Annotated in this window: 16 protein-coding genes; 7 read left to right on the plus strand and 9 right to left on the minus strand. The window is 75.2% G+C overall.

Going from position 1 to position 15,407, the window contains the following annotated elements; translation table 11 throughout:
- Positions 1-93 precede the first annotated feature (93 nt).
- The gene (locus tag ACZ58X_RS08390) at positions 94-1,038 is read left to right on the plus strand and encodes a hypothetical protein (RefSeq protein ID WP_470332865.1); all 945 of its coding nucleotides are present in this window, start codon (positions 94-96) and stop codon (positions 1,036-1,038) included.
- Positions 1,039-1,108: 70 nt separating this feature from the next.
- Here the strand turns inward: ACZ58X_RS08390 and ACZ58X_RS08395 are convergent, their stop codons facing one another.
- The gene (locus tag ACZ58X_RS08395; protein WP_470332866.1) at positions 1,109-2,080 is read right to left on the minus strand and encodes an EamA family transporter; all 972 of its coding nucleotides are present in this window, start codon (positions 2,078-2,080) and stop codon (positions 1,109-1,111) included.
- Positions 2,081-2,218: 138 nt separating this feature from the next.
- Here ACZ58X_RS08395 and ACZ58X_RS08400 point away from each other — a divergent pair, with 138 nt between their 5' ends.
- Together ACZ58X_RS08400 and ACZ58X_RS08405 are read left to right on the plus strand one after the other, a co-directional pair.
- The gene (locus ACZ58X_RS08400) at positions 2,219-2,728 is read left to right on the plus strand and encodes a MarR family winged helix-turn-helix transcriptional regulator (RefSeq protein WP_470332867.1); all 510 of its coding nucleotides are present in this window, start codon (positions 2,219-2,221) and stop codon (positions 2,726-2,728) included.
- Between the two features lie 76 nt (positions 2,729-2,804).
- Complete coding sequence (locus tag ACZ58X_RS08405; RefSeq protein WP_470332868.1) at positions 2,805-3,257, plus strand: hypothetical protein; 453 nt, start codon at positions 2,805-2,807, stop codon at positions 3,255-3,257.
- A gap of 7 nt (positions 3,258-3,264) precedes the next feature.
- Here ACZ58X_RS08405 and ACZ58X_RS08410 read toward each other — a convergent pair whose 3' ends face one another.
- Positions 3,265-3,921: a class I SAM-dependent methyltransferase gene (locus tag ACZ58X_RS08410; protein WP_470332869.1), complete on the minus strand. Its 657-nt coding sequence runs from the start codon at positions 3,919-3,921 to the stop codon at positions 3,265-3,267.
- A 116-nt stretch (positions 3,922-4,037) separates the two neighbouring features.
- Between ACZ58X_RS08410 and ACZ58X_RS08415 the strand changes: the two genes are divergently transcribed.
- Both ACZ58X_RS08415 and ACZ58X_RS08420 read left to right on the plus strand, forming a co-directional pair.
- The gene (locus ACZ58X_RS08415; protein ID WP_470332870.1) at positions 4,038-4,499 is read left to right on the plus strand and encodes a prevent-host-death family protein; all 462 of its coding nucleotides are present in this window, start codon (positions 4,038-4,040) and stop codon (positions 4,497-4,499) included.
- Positions 4,496-4,855, plus strand: coding sequence for a hypothetical protein (locus ACZ58X_RS08420; RefSeq protein ID WP_470332871.1), 360 nt, complete (start codon positions 4,496-4,498; stop codon positions 4,853-4,855). Before ACZ58X_RS08415 ends, ACZ58X_RS08420 begins: the two co-directional genes overlap by 4 nt.
- 36 nt (positions 4,856-4,891) lie before the next feature.
- On the opposite strand, the gene ACZ58X_RS08425 is transcribed toward ACZ58X_RS08420, so the two are convergent.
- Positions 4,892-6,067: an FAD-dependent monooxygenase gene (locus ACZ58X_RS08425; protein ID WP_470332872.1), complete on the minus strand. Its 1,176-nt coding sequence runs from the start codon at positions 6,065-6,067 to the stop codon at positions 4,892-4,894.
- Between the two features lie 128 nt (positions 6,068-6,195).
- On the opposite strand from ACZ58X_RS08425, the gene ACZ58X_RS08430 reads away from it, so the two are divergent.
- On the plus strand, positions 6,196-6,816 hold the full coding sequence (locus ACZ58X_RS08430; protein WP_470332873.1) for a TetR/AcrR family transcriptional regulator: 621 nt from the start codon (positions 6,196-6,198) through the stop codon (positions 6,814-6,816).
- Between the two features lie 61 nt (positions 6,817-6,877).
- The gene (locus ACZ58X_RS08435) at positions 6,878-8,581 is read left to right on the plus strand and encodes a serine/threonine-protein kinase (protein WP_470332874.1); all 1,704 of its coding nucleotides are present in this window, start codon (positions 6,878-6,880) and stop codon (positions 8,579-8,581) included.
- Between the two features lie 27 nt (positions 8,582-8,608).
- Here the strand turns inward: ACZ58X_RS08435 and ACZ58X_RS08440 are convergent, their stop codons facing one another.
- From ACZ58X_RS08440 to ACZ58X_RS08465, 6 genes are all read right to left on the minus strand, one after another.
- The gene (locus ACZ58X_RS08440; protein ID WP_470332875.1) at positions 8,609-9,085 is read right to left on the minus strand and encodes an OsmC family protein; all 477 of its coding nucleotides are present in this window, start codon (positions 9,083-9,085) and stop codon (positions 8,609-8,611) included.
- 63 nt (positions 9,086-9,148) lie between these two features.
- On the minus strand, positions 9,149-9,691 hold the full coding sequence (gene cpt, locus ACZ58X_RS08445; RefSeq protein WP_470332876.1) for a chloramphenicol phosphotransferase CPT: 543 nt from the start codon (positions 9,689-9,691) through the stop codon (positions 9,149-9,151).
- 25 nt (positions 9,692-9,716) lie between these two features.
- Positions 9,717-11,108: a cobyrinate a,c-diamide synthase gene (locus ACZ58X_RS08450; protein WP_470332877.1), complete on the minus strand. Its 1,392-nt coding sequence runs from the start codon at positions 11,106-11,108 to the stop codon at positions 9,717-9,719.
- A gap of 4 nt (positions 11,109-11,112) precedes the next feature.
- Positions 11,113-11,718, minus strand: coding sequence for a cob(I)yrinic acid a,c-diamide adenosyltransferase (cobO, locus tag ACZ58X_RS08455; RefSeq protein ID WP_387930333.1), 606 nt, complete (start codon positions 11,716-11,718; stop codon positions 11,113-11,115).
- Between the two features lie 6 nt (positions 11,719-11,724).
- A complete protein-coding gene (locus tag ACZ58X_RS08460) occupies positions 11,725-13,791 on the minus strand; it encodes a putative cobaltochelatase (RefSeq protein WP_470332878.1) in 2,067 nt (688 codons plus the stop codon).
- Positions 13,788-15,302, minus strand: coding sequence for a cobyric acid synthase (locus tag ACZ58X_RS08465; RefSeq protein ID WP_470332879.1), 1,515 nt, complete (start codon positions 15,300-15,302; stop codon positions 13,788-13,790). Before ACZ58X_RS08465 ends, ACZ58X_RS08460 begins: the two co-directional genes overlap by 4 nt.
- Between the last annotated feature and the right edge of the window lie 105 nt (positions 15,303-15,407).

A 15,407-nucleotide genomic window follows, 5' to 3' on the forward strand; every position in this document is an offset into this window, starting at 1 on the left:
ACTCTCCGCTAGCGTCCCACGTCGAGCAGAGTGTGACGTCCCGACCCGAGGTGCCGGTCGGACGTCCTGATCGAAGCGGGGGAACGAGCAACCGTGGACGGCATCCCACCCGAGCGCGTGGTCACCGACTCCTGGCCCGCCCTGCACGGCCGGCCGGTCCTGCGGCGCACCGTCGCCGTCGGACTCGTGCTGTGCGTGTCCGCCGGCGCCGCCCTGGTGGTGCGCGGCGTCAACGCGCTCACCGTCGGCCGGGTCGGGCGGGAGACCGACCGGGACCGCGCCGAGCGGCTGGCGGGACTCCACCCCTCCCAGCACCCCGGCGCGGGCCGCTACTACGTGCCGGTCGGGGCCGTCTACACCCGCACCTCGGACGGCGCGCCCGTCGCCTACCTCCACTACCGCCTCGGCGGCGGCAAGGAGCCCGGCCTCGGCGACTTCCTGCGCGCCTACGACCTCCCGGCGCCCGGGCCCACCGCCCCGCTGCCACCGGACCTCGCGGCCGCTCTCGGGGGTGACGAGCCGTCCGAGGCGCCGGAGCTGCCGGAGCTGACGCCGGGGTCGGCGGGGGAGTCGGGGGAGTCGGGGGAGTCGGGGGCAGTGGGGTCGGCGGGGGAGTCGGGGGTGCCCTCGCCCTCGGGGGCCGCGTCCGCGTCCGCCTCCGCCGCCGTGGTGGATCCGGGGGCCGGTGTCGCGCCGATGGCCGTCGCGGCGGATCCCGCCCCGGCCGACCCCGACCCGGACGGCCCCGGGGACGGTGCACCGCAAGCCGGCACGGACACCGGCACGGACACCGGCACGGACGCCGGTACGGACGACGGGGCCGAGGACGGCTCCGGCGGTGGCTCCGGTCGCGCGGGCGGCACCGCGCACCTCCCCGAGGACGGCACCCCCGACCCGAGCCCCACCCCGACCTGGTCGCCCACCACCAGCCCGTCCGCCGTCCCCACCCGGGCCCCTTCGGCCCGCCGGATCTACGTGGCGGCCGTCCCGGGCGGGCTGCCGGGCGCCGCCGACATCTACATCCGCGCCACGGGCTGAGCGCGGGCACGTCCGCGCCCCGCCGGCCACGGGCCGACGGGGTGGGGACGGGAGCGGACGGTGCGGGCCGTCAGCGGGCGACCGCCGGCGCCCGGCGCTCGGCTGCGGGGGGCGAGGCGAGGGCCGAAGCGGGGGCCGGGGCCGGGGTTGCCGGGGCGGGGGTCGGGCCGGCCGCCGGGGTGGTCCGCCGGGCCGGGGCCTGGCCGATCAGCATCGCGCCGAGCGCCAGCAGCAGCCCCAGCACCTGCCAGGGGGTCAGCGTCTGGCCGAGCACCACCAGGCCGCCGACGGTGGCCACCACCGGGTTGACCAGCCCCAGGAAGGACACCGGACCGGCGCCGAGCCGCTCGATGCCGCGGAACCACAGCACGTAGCCGAGCGCGGTGCTGAGCAGGCCGAGGTAGGCGAAGCCCGCCAGGTTGGCGGCGCTCAGGGCCGGCGGTGCGCCCTCGACGAGTGCCGCCAGCGGGACCAGGAAGACCGAGCCGGCCAGCAGCTGCCAGGCGGTGAGGTCGATCATGGTGGCGCCCTCCGGGCGGCCCCAGCGGCGGGTCAGCACGGTGCCCGTGGCCATCAGGCCGATCGCGGCGACCATCGCGGCGATGCCGATGCCGTCCAGCTTCGCGCCGCTCTTGAGCACCAGCAGCGCCACCCCGGCGACCCCGACCAGTCCGGCGAGCAGCGCCCGCCGCCCGGGCCGGACCCGGAGCACCCCGATCGAGAGCCCGGCGACCAGCAGCGGCTGGATCGCCCCGATGGTGGCCGCCACGCCGCCGGGCAGGCGGTAGGCGCCGACGAAGGTGAGCGGGAAGAACAGCCCGATGTTGAGCATCCCGAGCACCGCCGCGCGCCCCCACCAGCGCCCCTTGGGCAGCTTGCGGCCGATCAGCAGCAGGAGCAGCCCGGCGGGCAGTGCCCGCAGCGCGGCGAGCAGCAGCGGGCGGCCCTCGGGCAGCAGCTGGGTGGTGACCAGGTAGGTGGTGCCCCAGGCGGCCGGGGCGAGTGCGGCGGTGACGGCGATCCCTGCGCGCTTGCGGTCCATGGCGGTTCCCAATCCCCTCAACGTTGACTATCTGAACGTTGAGATATTTCTACGCCCGGGATCGGCGAACGTCAAGTATGTGAATGTTAAGATATCTGGACCGGCAGCACCCGGCCCGTCCGAGGGAGATGACAGAGCATGCAGCAGCGCGACACCGTCGACGACATCGCCGAGCAGTGGGCCAGGAACCGCCCCGACCTGCCGCTGGAGGCGATGGCCCTGATCGGCCGGCTGCGGCGGCTCAACGTCCGGGTCGACAATGCCCTCCGCGAGTACTTCCTCACCTGCGGGCTGGACTCCTCCGAGTTCGACGTCCTCGCCACCCTGCGCCGCTCCGGCGAGCCCTACGAACTCAACGCCCGCGCCCTGCTCAAGTCCGCCATGGTCACCTCCGGCGCCATCACCAACCGGGTCGACAAGCTCTCCGCCAAGGGCCTGGTCGAGCGCAACCCCTGCCCCACCGACCGCCGCGCCGTCCTGGTCCGCCTCACCCCGGCCGGCAAGGACCTCATCGACGCCGCCCTCCCCGGCCACATCCGCAACGAGGAGAGCCTCCTCACCGCCCTCGACGCCGACGAACGCGCCCAGCTCGACACCCTGCTGCGCAAGCTCCTCGTCGCCCACGGCGACACCGAACCCCTGGGCTGACGGCCGGGTCGTTCGCGTGACCACCACCTCCCGGCCGCGTTAACCCGTCAGGACGACGCGCCGGAGGAGACGCCCGATGAAGCACAGGACCCCCAGGGACATCGCCGTCGACGACCAGCTGCGGGCGGCCGGGGCGGAGGGCGCCCAGTGGCTCGCCGCCGCCGGGTGGGGGCCGCCGGTGCAGGTGCCGCTGCAGAACGCGGCCAGGTGGCAGCGGGAGACCAGGGAGCGGATGCTCGCCGCGCAGGAGGACGAGTCCTGCACCTGGTGCGACCACCTGCTGCACGGCGGCCCGCAGCCCGTCGTCGTCCACGCCGAGCACCCCACCCACCTGGTCTGCCGCACCTGCTCGATCGCCGCCCGCCCGCACCGCCGCTGCGCGGACTGCGGCGGGCCGGCCGGCTCGGCCTCCCCGCTCGACGGCCGCGAGGACGTCTGCATGGGCGCGGTGGCGATCTACACCCGCCTCCGCTGCCCCGCCTGCTTCCGCCGCGACCCGCTCAACGGGACCTTCGGCAGCGGATCGTGACGATACGTCAGAGCCGTGCGACCAGCGCGTAGCGCTCGTCCGCCACCGGGCCGCCCCACAGCTCCGCGTCCCCGCTGAGCGGCTCGACGCGCAGCTCTGCCACCAACGGGCGCACCGCAGCGGCGAGTTCGTCCGCGCCCACGCCGCCGCCCCAGGGCAGGCGCTCCGCCCCGGCGGCGTACGGCGCCGGCTGCTCGCCCGCCTCGCGCCAGCGGCCCTCGACCAGCACCAGCCGCCCGCCGGGGCGCAGCAGCCGCACCCAGGCGCGCAGCGCCCGCTCCGGCTCGGGCAGGGTCCAGACCAGGTGGCGGGACAGCACCACGTCGAAGCCGCCCTCCCGCACCGGCGGCGCGCCCGCGTCCCCCACCAGGAGCCGCCCCGCCAGCCCGGCCGCCGCCAGCTTCGCCCGGGCTCGTGCGACCATCCGCGGCGCCAGGTCCACTCCCGTCACCCGGTGCCCGTCCGCCGCCACCAGCTCGGCCAACGACCCCGTCCCGCACCCGACGTCGAGCACCTCCACCGGCCCACCCGGCAGCCACCCCCGAAGCCGCCGCCCCCACGCCGCCCGCGTCGCCGCCGCCCGCAAGCCGTGGTCCGGCTCCTCGTCGAAGGCCGCTGCGGCCGCGTCCCAGTAATCCGCGATGCCCCGCCCGGAGTTCGTCATGCCGCCCATCCTCCCAACCACCACCGACATCCGGCCGTTCCTCGTCGGGCTCACCGTTCACCCGGGCGAGGCAATCGCGATTGACTTCGGAACGTATTCCGAATTAGCGTCGAGTCATGTCGACTCCCACCGTGTCCTTCTCCGACCTGTCCAAGAACTCCAAGCGCGTCGCGGACACCGTGGAGCGCGCCCAGCGGGTCCACGTCACGCGGCGGGACGGTGAGGATCTCTACTTGACCAGCGAGCGCCACGACCGTCAGCGTGAGGAGACCGCCGATGTCACCGCGCGCCTGTTCGCGGCGCTGATCAGCAGCGACCAGGGTGCGCGCGCTGTGCTTCTGGCGCTTCCCGCCGTCTTCCCCTGGGTCAGGCACCTCTCTGCGGAGGAGGTGCGGGAGTTCGTCGTCGACCTCGTCGACGCGACGCGCGATGTCGTGGAGCTCGACGTACACGCCAATCTGCACCGCGTGATAGTGGAATGGCGTGCCACTGCCAGAATCCTCGCGGACCCGGAGCTGACCGCGGAGCTCACCAGGCCCCTTCCCGGCGACGATCACGGCGAGGTGGTCGCACCGTGAGCCCCAAGCGTGGTGATGATGTCGCACCGCCGTCGGTCGGTGACGAGTGGCGGGTGCGCTTCGGCACGACCGAGGCCGCCAAGGGCTGGAGTGAGCTGTGCGCCGAGGCGCCGGGCAACGCCCGCCGCTGTTTTGAAGCGTTGCGGGCCAACCCGATCGCCAAGGCGGATCCGGACCGGCAGCATCCGCTCCGAGGCCGCCTGGCGACCCGGGTTCTGGGGGGTGTCGAGCTGCCGCAGTGGGAGTACGAGGTGACCGCCGGCGGTCGGGTGCTGCGATACGTGGTGGACGAGGCAACCCGCACCGTTCACTTCGTGTACGCCTCGCCCCGGCATCCGAAGGACACCGACGTGTAGCCCGGGAGCCGGGAGCGGAGGCCGTGTCGGGCGCCCTCAGGCTCCGGTGCGGAGGGCCGGGGGCTGCCAGTCGTAGATGGTGCCGCTGCGGCCGAGGAGGGCGCGGGTGGGGAGGAGGCCGGCCAGGGTGAGGGCGGTGGTGCGCAGGAGGGTGGCGGCGGGGGTGTGGAGGGCGACCAGGCTGCCGGTGCGGCGGGAGGCGGTGGCGACGGCGGTGGTGCGGGGGAGCCGGGCGGCGGTGTAGGCGGGGAGGGTGGTGACGGGGTCGGTGGCGGGGGTGAGCGGGGAGGCGAGGACGAGGGCGTCCTCGATGGCCTGGCAGGCGCCCTGGCCGAGGAAGGGGCACATGGCGTGGGCGGCGTCGCCGAGGAGGGCGACCCGGCCGTGGTGGTGGGCGGGCAGGGGGTCGGCGAGTTCCCGGACGTCGTTGCGGAGCAGCCGGTCGGGTTCGGCGAGGGCGAACAGTTGGGGGACGGGGGCGCACCAGTCGCCGAAGAGCCGCTGGAGTTCGGCCCGTTCGTCGGTGGCGCGGGCGCCGGCCGGGGCGAGGGCGGCGCCGTAGACGTAGACCCGGTCGTCGGCGAGCGGGGCGATTCCGGCGAGGCGGCCGGGGCCCCAGACCTCGCCGGCGGCGGCCGGTCGGTGGTCGGGGGTGACGATGGCGCGCCAGGTGGTGAAGCCGCTGTAGCGCGGGCCGGGGTGGTGGGGGAAGAGCAGGCCGCGGGTGGCGGAGTGGATGCCGTCGGCGGCGACGACGAGCGCGGCCTCCTGGTCGCCCTGGCCGGTGCGGACGACGGCGGGCCGCCGGTCGTCGCCCGGGTCGGTGACGGTGGCGGGGGAGCCGGTGCGGACGGTGCCCTCCGGCAGGGCGTCGACCAGGGCGGCGATCACCTCGGCGCGGGCGACGGCGGCGACGGTGTCGCCGAAGCGGGCCCGGACGGCGCCGCTGGTGGTGCGGACGAGCCAGCGGCCGGAGGGGTGGCGGATGCCGACGGCGGGGTGGGCGGTGGCGCGGGCGCGTAGCCGGGGGCCGACGCCGAGCCGGTCGAGGGCGCGCAGGGCGTTGGGGGCGAGGGCGAGTCCGGCGCCGACGGGCTCCAGGCTCGCGGCGCGTTCGTGGACGGTGACGGGGACGCCCTGCCGGTGCAGGGCGAGGGCGGCGGTGAGGCCGCCGATGCCGCCGCCGATGACGATCGCCCGGTGCTGGCCCATGAGGGACTCCTGTTCTCCCACGATCCTGGCCACTACAGCTGTAGTGGCCACTGCCCGGCACCGTACTACACGTGTAGTGAGTCGTAAACTACGGCTGTAGTGAGTTGGGTGGTCCCCGAGGAAAGGCCATGATCGAACCCATGACGCCCCCGCGCCTGACGCTCCCGCGCCCGATCCTGATCGCCGACGCCGCCATCGACCTGATCGCCGAGGCGGGCCTGCGCGGACTCACCCACCGTGCCGTGGACGACGCCGCCGGCCTGTCCGCCGGCTCGACCTCCAACCTCGCCCGGACCAGGGCCGCCCTGCTGGAACTCGTGCTCAACCGGATCGTCGAGCGGGAGACCGCCGACCACCCGGTCTTCGCCGAGGGCGAGCGGCCCCGGGCGGCCGCACCGGCCCGCGCGCTGCTGGCCGAGGTCGGCGCCGAGGTGCTGTTCCAGGCGCTCACCAGCGGTCGCAGGCTCACCCTGGCCCGCCTGGAACTCGCCCTGGAGGCCACTCGCAGGCCCGAACTGCGCGTCGTCTACGACCGCTTGGGCGCCCGCTTCGCCGAGCTCGCCGCCGCCCTGCTCGCCGCCGCCGGCTCCACCGACCCCGAGGGCGACGCCCGCCGGCTGATCCGCTGGTGCGACGGCGTGCTGTTCAACGCGACCGCGGGCAGCGGGCACTGGCACGTGCCGATGCCGGAGGAACTGCGCGCGGAGATCGACCGCTACCTCACCGCCCTGCTGGGTGAGGGGGGTTGACGAGGGACGCTGTTCCGGGCGTCCCCCTATACTCCCTCTGCCCGATCAGGCAGGGGGAGACATGCTGGACTTGATGGAGATGGCACTGGTGCTCATGGCCGGTGTCGCGTTGCTGCTGCGGCTGGCGACGCTTCCGGTGCTGGTGCGGGCTCAGACGGCCACCCGCCGAAGGATGTCGGCGGCCGCGGGCGTGGACGCGACCGGGGGTGCGCCGGGCGGCCTCGGCGCGACCTTCGGCGAGCTGGCGATCGGTCTGGCCGTCGGCGTGGCGGCGCTCCTCCTGGTGGGCGTCGAGGACCACCACAGCTACGAGCTCTTCTCCCGGCCGTTCGACCTCGACAGGTCCGTGTACATCGCCTTCGAGTGGCACATCCCCCGGGCCTCGGCGCAGGCCTGGTACGTCGCCCTCTTCGTCGTGCTCCTGCTGCTCTGGCTGGTGCTCTGGTACCTGACCCAGCGCAAGCTGCTGACCAACGGCCTGCCCGGGGAGGTCTGGACGTCCGGGTCGACCCGGGTCCGGCTGATCGGACTGGTGCTGCTCCGTGCGGCGATCGGCGTGTTCCTGCTGCCGGTCGGCCTGCTCTCCGCCGCCCTGGTCTTCCAGGTGGTCGCCCTGCTGGTGAGCCGCAACCCCAAGCCGGTCGGCGCGGCCGCGGCCGGGGACCCGCAGGCGCGGGCGTTCCAGGCGGCGCAGGCCGCCCAGGCGTTCCAGGCCGCGATGGCCGGGCAGAACCCGTACGCGCCCACCGCGCAGCCCCCGGCCGCCCCGCCGCAGTCGCCACAGTCCCCGTACGTCCCAGCGCAGTTCACCCCGCCCGCCCCGCCGTCGACCCCGCCCGCCCCGCCGGTGGTGTCCACCCCGCCCGTCGGCAGCCCGCTCGGCGCGCACGAGCCCCGCACGATCGGCGGCTACCAGCTGCTCGGCCGGATCGGCTCCGGCGGCATGGGCACGGTCTACCTCGCCCAGCGGCAGGGCTCCGCCACCCAGGTCGCGCTCAAGACCATCAACCCCGAACTCCTCGCCGAGGGCGACCTGTTGCGCCGCTTCCAGCGCGAGGCCGAGGTGCTGGCGATGGTCCCCGGCGCCTACACCGCCCGGGTGCTCGACACCGGGGTGGACGCCGGACGCCCCTACCTGGCCATGGAGCTGCTGGACGGCCGCCCGCTCGACGCCCACCTGCGCGAGCAGGGCCCGATCCGCGCCGCGGAGGCGCTGAACGCCCTGGCCCTGGCGCTGGCCGTGGCGCTCTCGGGGGTGCACCGGCTCGGCCTGGTGCACCGGGACCTCAAGCCCGCCAACATCATGCTGACCACGGCCGGCCCGCGCCTGCTGGACTTCGGCATCGCGGCGATCGTGGACGGCACCCGGCTGACCGCCACCGGCGGCGGCCCGGGCACCCTGACGTACATGGCGCCGGAGCAGTTCGGCGACGAGCGGGTCGGCCCGGCGGCCGACGTGTGGGCCTGGGCGTGCTGCGTGGTCTGCGCGGCGTACGGCGTCAGCCCGTTCGCGGCGACCAACACGGGCGCGGTGATCCGCCGGATCGTGGAGAGCGGGCCCGAGCCCGCCGCCCTGGCGGCGGTCCAGGCCCTCGACTCGGCGCTCGCGGCCGTCGTCACCCGCGCCCTGGCCATCGACCCGGCGGGCCGCCCGGCGGACGGTACGGCCCTGCTGGCGGCGCTGGCGGCGGCCCGGTCGACGGCGCCGGACCCCGCCGCCATGCACGACCAGATCACCCGCGGCTGGCAGACGCTGGCGCTCTGAACGGGTCCGCGGCCCTTCGGCCCGCCGCTACCCGGCGACCGTGACCGTCACCTCGGCCTCGTGCTGCACCGGGAAGTTCACCGAGTTGGCGATGAAGCAGCCCCGGTTCGCTGCCGCGTGGAGGGAGAGCGCCCGCTCCACCATCCCCGGCTCGGCGACCTCGACCCGCGGGTGCAGCACCACCGAGGTGAAGCGCACGCCCTCCTGGGTCACGGTCATGGTGCCCGCCGGCCGATCCGCGTACGAGGTCACCACGACCCCGTTCACCGCGCACTGGTGCAGGTACGACAGCAGGTGGCACTGGGCGAGCGAGACCAGCAGCAGTTGCTCCGGGTTCCAGCGGGCCGGGTCGCCGTGGAAGGCGGGGTCGGCGGAGCCGAGGATGCCCGGCAGCCCCTCGACCGACACCTCGACGTCGCGGGAGTAGGCCCGGTAGTCGCTGGTGCCGGTGCCCCGGTTGCCGGTCCAGTTGATCGCGGCGGTGTACTCGTACTGCCTGGCCATGGGGTGCCTCCGTGGGAAGGGGGTGTCCCCGGACAGTCAACCGCAACGGGCCGCGTGCGGGGCTCATCCGGCGGCCGTGACGCGGGCCAGAACGGCGTCGGCGCAGTCCGCCACCGAGGCCCGCGAGGTGTCGACGACCAGGTCGTAGACGACCCCCTCGTGCACCGCCTCGGCCTGGGCGGCGGCCATCCCGGCGACCCGGTCGCCGCGCGCGGCCTCGCGGGCCGCGGCCATCGCCGGGTCGCAGCGCACGCCGACCCAGAGCACGTCCAGGCCGTCCAGCGCCGCGCGCCAGCGCTGCTGGGAGGCGGCCCCGCCGAGGAACACCTCGTCCACCAGGACCGGGGCCCCGGCCCGGGCCATCGCCGCCACGCCGACCGACCAGGCGGCGTCCAGTCGGGCGAAGACCGGTCCGACGGCCACCGTGCCGTCCCCGTCGGTCAGACCGCCGATGCCCCCGTCGCCGCCGAGCAGCCACGGCGGCAGCGCGTCCACCATGGTGTCCGCGCCGAGGTGCAGCCACGGCTCCGGCAGCAGCTCCTGGAGGCGCCGGGCGATGCTCGACTTCCCGGAGCTGGAGCCGCCGTTGAGAACGATCACGTGCATGCGCGCATCCTAAGGAGGAAAGCCCTCAGGACGCCGCCGAATTGAACGCCGCCGCCGCCCCCGCGAAGGACGACGCCAGCCCGGGCGCCCCGGCCCAGTGCAGGTGCAGGTAGGAGGCGTGCACGTTCCCGGCGGCGAAGCCCTCCGTGCGCGGCCCGGTCGGCAGGCGCCAGCCCCACGCCGGGTGTTCGCCGGCGCCCGGTTCGCAGACCGTCCGGTGGAACTCGTGCCCGCGCAGCCGGGTGCCGGCCGGGGCGAGCGGGGAGTCGTGCAGGGCGACGGCCTCCCGGTAGCCGAGGGTGAGCCGTTCGGTCATCCGGGCCTCAGTGTCCAGCACGCCGCACATCGGCAGGCCGTCCAACTCCCGCCCCAGGTAGAGCAGTCCGGCGCACTCGGCGGCGATCGGACCGCCCGCCGCCGCGAACTCCGCGATGGCCCGCCGCAGTTCGGCGTTCCCGCTCAACTCCCGTACGTACAGTTCGGGGAAGCCGCCGCCGATGACCAGCCCGGCGGTGCCCTCCGGCAGTGCCGAGGCGTGCAGCGGGTCGAAGGGGACGACCTCCGCGCCCGCCGCGCCGAGCAGTTCGGCGTTTTCGGCGTACGAGAAGGAGAAGGCCGCGCCACCGGCCACCGCGATCCGCGGCCGTCCGCCGACCGCTGCGACCTCCGCTGCGGGATCCCACGGCTCGGCGTCCAAGTCCGGAGCCGTACGGGCGAGTTCCAGCACCGCGTCCAGATCGACCGAAGCCGCCACGAGGGCGCCCATGTCGGCAACGGCCTGCAAGGCCTCCGCCGAGCGCTCCACCGCCGGGATCAGCCCGAGGTGCCGGGACGGCGTGGCCACGGCCGCCGAGCGACGCAGCGCGCCCAGCACGGGCACGCCGGAGCCCTCCTCCAGCGCCTCGCGCAGCAGCTGCTCGTGCCGGTCGGAGGCGACCCGGTTGAGGATCACCCCGGCGAGCCGCACCTGCGGGTCCCAGGAGGCGAAGCCGTGCACCAGCGCGGCCACCGAGCGGGACTGCGAGGAGCCGTCCACCACCAGCACCACGGGGGCCCGCAGCAGTTTGGCGACGTGCGCGGTGGAGGCCAGCTCCCCGCGCCCGGACGCCCCGTCGAACAGGCCCATGACGCCCTCGACCACCGCGACGTCCGCCCCGGCCGCGCCGTGCAGGAACAGCGGCGCGATCCGTTCCGGCCCGCACATGAAGGCGTCCAGGTTGCGGCCCGGGCGCCCGGCGGCGAGCCCGTGGTAGCCCGGGTCGATGTAGTCGGGGCCGACCTTGTGCGGCGACACCGCCAGCCCGCGCGCGGCGAGCGCCGCGATCAGGCCGGTGGCGACGGTGGTCTTGCCGGCGCCCGAGGAGGGCGCGGCGACGACGAGGCGGGGGATGTTCGCGGGCGCGAGGACGTTGCTCAAGAGGTCACCACTCGATACCGCGCTGGCCCTTGCGGCCGGCGTCCATGGGGTGCTTGACCTTGGTCATCTCGGTGACCAGGTCGGCGACTCCGGTCAGCGCCTCGGGCGCGTACCGGCCGGTGATGACGACGTGCTGGCTGCCGGGACGGTCCTTGAGCACCGAGACGACCTCCTCCGGGTCGATCCACCCCCAGTGCATCGGGTAGGTGAACTCGTCCAGCACGTAGAAGCGGTAGGTCTCGGCGGCGAGGTCGCGCTTGACCTGCTCCCAGCCCTCCTTGGCCGCCTCCTCGCTGGTCATCTCCTGCTCGGCGGAGCGCTGGATCCAGGACCAGCCGGAGCCCATCTTGTGCCAGTCGACGGTGCCGCCCTCGCCGGAGGCGCCGAGCACGCGCAGCGCGTTCTCCTCGCCGACCTTCCACTTGGCGGACTTCACGAACTGGAACACCCCGACCGACCAGCCCTGGTTCCAGGCCCGCAGCGCCATGCCGAAGGCGGCCGTGGACTTGCCCTTCCCGGGGCCGGTGTGCACGGCGGTGATCGGCTGGGTACGTCGCTGACGGGTCGTCAGGCCGTCGTCGGGAACGCTCTCGGGGACACCCTTGGGCATGTCGGCTCAGGCCGCCTTTCGCATCGAAGTGGTCGAACGGTTCGCGCGGACGAGCGAGGCCACACCCTCCGCGCGCAGCTCGTCCAGGCTGACGGCGCTGCCGCCGAGCAGCCCGGCCAGCGTGCGGGCCAGGCCCAGCCGGACCGGCCCGGACTCGCAGTCCAGCACCACGCTCGCGGTGCCCTGGGCGGCGAACAGGGTGGCCGCCCGCTGGGAGCGGGCGAGCGCGTCCCGCCCGCCGGTGGCCCGGCCGTCGGTCACCACGACCAGCAGCGGGCGCCGGTTCGGGTCGCGCAGCCGCTCGACCCGCAGTACCTCGTGGGCGCGCAGCAGGCCGGCCGCCAGCGGGGTGCGCCCGCCGGTGGGCAGGGTCTCCAGCCGGGCGGCGCCGACCTCCACCGAGGAGGTGGGCGGCAGCGCCAGTTCGGCGTCCGCGCCGCGGAAGGTGATCATGCCGATCTTGTCCCGGCGCTGGTAGGCGTCCATCAGCAGCGACAGCACCGCGCCCTTGACGGCGGTCATCCGCTGCCGGGCGGCCATCGAGCCGGAGGCGTCCACCACGAACAGCACCAGGTTGGACTCCCGCCCCTGGCGCACCTGCTCGCGGAAGTCGTCCTTGTGCAGCACCAGCGCCCGGCCGGCCCGGCCGCGCGCCACCTGGTGCGGCGCGGCGGCCTGGAGGGTCGCGGTCAGGTGCAGCCGGCTCAGCGTGCCCTGCGGGCGGCGGGCCCGGACGGTGTGCCCGCCGGTGGTCTCGGCGGGGGAGCGGCGGCCCTGGGCGCCGTGGCCGGTGCCCTGCACGGTGAACAGCCGCGTCCGGTACGGGTCCCCGGCCGCGACCGGCGCCGACTCCCGCGCGGGGGAGGGCTGTTGGGCCGGTACGGGCTGCGGCTCGGGCACCTCGGTGTCCGTGGCCGCGGGCTCCGGGGCCGCCCCGTCGGCCGGCTCGGGCGCGCCACCGCCGTCGGGGCCACCGTCACCCGGGCCACCGTCACCGCCCCCGTCCGGGCCGTCGCCCCCGGGCTCCGGCCCGTCGTCCTCCGGCTCCGGCTCCTCCGGCTGGGCGTGCTCCTCCAGGGTGCGGTCCAGCTGCTCCTCGTCCAGCCCGGGGGCGTCGAAGGGGTTGCGCCGGCGCCGGTGCGGCAGGGCGAGCTGGGCGGCCTTGCGGACGTCCTCCTCCAGCACCTCCGTCCGCCCGGCCCAGGCGGCCAGCGCGACCGCGGTGCGGGCCATCACGATGTCCGCGCGCAGCCCGTCCACCTCGAACGCGGCACACACCGCCGTGATCTGACGCAGCGCCACATCCGTCAACTCGACCTTCGGGAGCAACTCCCGCGCCACGGTGATGTGTTCGGCGAGCTCCCGCTCCTCCGCCGCGAACCGCTCGGCGAACCCGGCCGGATCGGCGTCGTAGGCGAGCCGGCGCCGGACCACCTCGGCGCGCTCGACCGGCTCCCGGGTGGCGGCGATCTCGACGGTCAGGCCGAAGCGGTCGAGCAGCTGCGGCCGCAGCTCGCCCTCCTCCGGGTTCATGGTGCCGACCAGCAGGAACCGCGCCGCGTGCCGCACCGACACGCCCTCGCGCTCGACGTACGAGCGGCCCATCGCGGCGGCGTCCAGCAGCAGGTCCACCACATGGTCCTGGAGCAGGTTCACCTCGTCGATGTACAGCACGCCGCGGTGCGCCTTGGCGAGCAGCCCGGGCTCGTACGCCTTGACACCCTCGGCCAGCGCGCGCTCCAGGTCGAGCGAGCCGACGATCCGGTCCTCGGCCACGCCGACCGGCAACTCGACCAGCTGGGAGGGCCGTTCGTGACTCTCGACGGCGCCGTGCGGCCCGTCCGGGCACTGCGGGTCCGGCCCGGCCGGGTCGCAGGCGAACCGGCAGTCGTCCACGACGGCGATGGCGGGCAGCAGCCCGGCCAGCGCGCGCACCATGGTCGACTTGGCGGTGCCCTTCTCGCCGCGCACCAGCACGCCGCCCACGGCCGGGGAGACCGCGTTCAGCAGCAGCCCGAGCCGCAGGTCGGCCATCCCGACGATCGCGGTGAACGGATAGCGGACCTCACTCATACGTCACTCCCAGGTGCTCCGGGCAGGAGGAACGGCAGCGATCCGGCCGCCGGCACCCCGCCCTCGATCAGCTTCCACAGCGCGTCGGTGTCCGCGTGCTCCTCGATCAGGTCGCCCAGCCGGTCCAACCGGGCCTCGCGCGCCACGGCGAACGAGGTGTCCGGCGCCGGCACGAACGCCCGGCCCGCCAAGTCGGCGACCTCGCGCAGGAGTTCACGGCGGAAGCCGTCGTTCTCCAGCGCGCCGTGCCAGGTGGTGCCCCAGACCGATCCGACCCGGCAGCCGTCCAAGAAGGGAACACCCCCCTCCACGGCCACCACCCCGTGGTGGATCTCGTACCCCTCGACCCGCTGCCCGTACGCCTCGCCGACCGGCCGCGCCAGCACCTTCCCGACACCGAAGCGCACCCGGGTCGGCAGCAGGCCGAGCCCGTCGACGAGACCCGCCTTCGACTCCACCTCGTCCTCGATCGAGTGCGCCAGCATCTGGTAGCCGCCGCACACCCCGAGCACCGGCAGTCCGGCCGCCGCCCGCGCCTTGAGCGCCGGCTCCAGGCCGCGCTCGCGCAGCCAGGCGAGGTCCGCCACGGTCGCCCGGGTACCGGGCAGCACCACCAGGTCGGCGTCGGCCAGCTCCTCCGGCCGGGTCGCCCAGCGCACCAGCACGCCCGGCTCCTGGGCCAGCGCGTCCAGGTCGGTGAAGTTCGACAGCCGAGGGAAGCGCACCACGGCGACCCGCAGCACGTCCGCCCCCAGCGGCCCGCGCCCGTCCACCCGGTCCACCACGGTGGACAGGTCCAGCGAGTCCTCGGCGTCCAGCCACAGGCCCGGCAGCATCGGCAGCGTGCCCAGCACCGGACGGCCGGTCAGCTCGTGCAGCATCTCCAGCCCGGGCGCCAGCAGCCGGGCATCGCCGCGGAACTTGTTGACGAACCAGCCGGCCACGTGCCGTTGGTCCTCCGCCGACAGCAGCGCCAGCGTCCCGTACATCGCCGCGAACACCCCGCCGCGGTCGATGTCCCCGACCACCACCACCGGCAGCGCGGCGGCCGTGGCCAGGCCCATGTTGGCGATGTCCCGGTCCCGCAGGTTGATCTCGGCGGGAGAGCCGGCGCCCTCGCACACCACCACGTCGTAGCGGGCGCGCAGATCGGCCAGGCACTCCAGCGCCCGCTCCAGCAGGACGGGCTTGCGCTCCCGGTAGTCCAGCGCGCCCACCTCGGCCACCGGCCTGCCGAGCAGCACCACCTGGCTGCGGCCGTCCGCGCCCGGCTTCAACAGCACCGGGTTCATCGCCGCCTCCGGCTCCACCCGGGCGGCCTGCGCCTGCATCGCCTGGGCGCGGCCGATCTCGGCGCCGTCGGCGGTGACGAAGGAGTTCAGCGACATGTTCTGCGCCTTGAACGGCGCCACCCGCACGCCCTGGCGGGCCAGCCAGCGGCAGATCCCGGCCGTCACCACGCTCTTGCCCGCGTCCGAGGTCGTCCCCGCGACCAGCAGTGCGTTGCTCATGCGACCGCCTCGCTACGCTCGGCAGGCGCTTCGCACCATGCGCACCTTCCGATGATGACCTCGCTGCGCTCGCTCATGCGACCGCCTCGCTACGCTCGCCAGGCG

Source organism: Kitasatospora sp. NPDC040550, assembly GCF_055594965.1.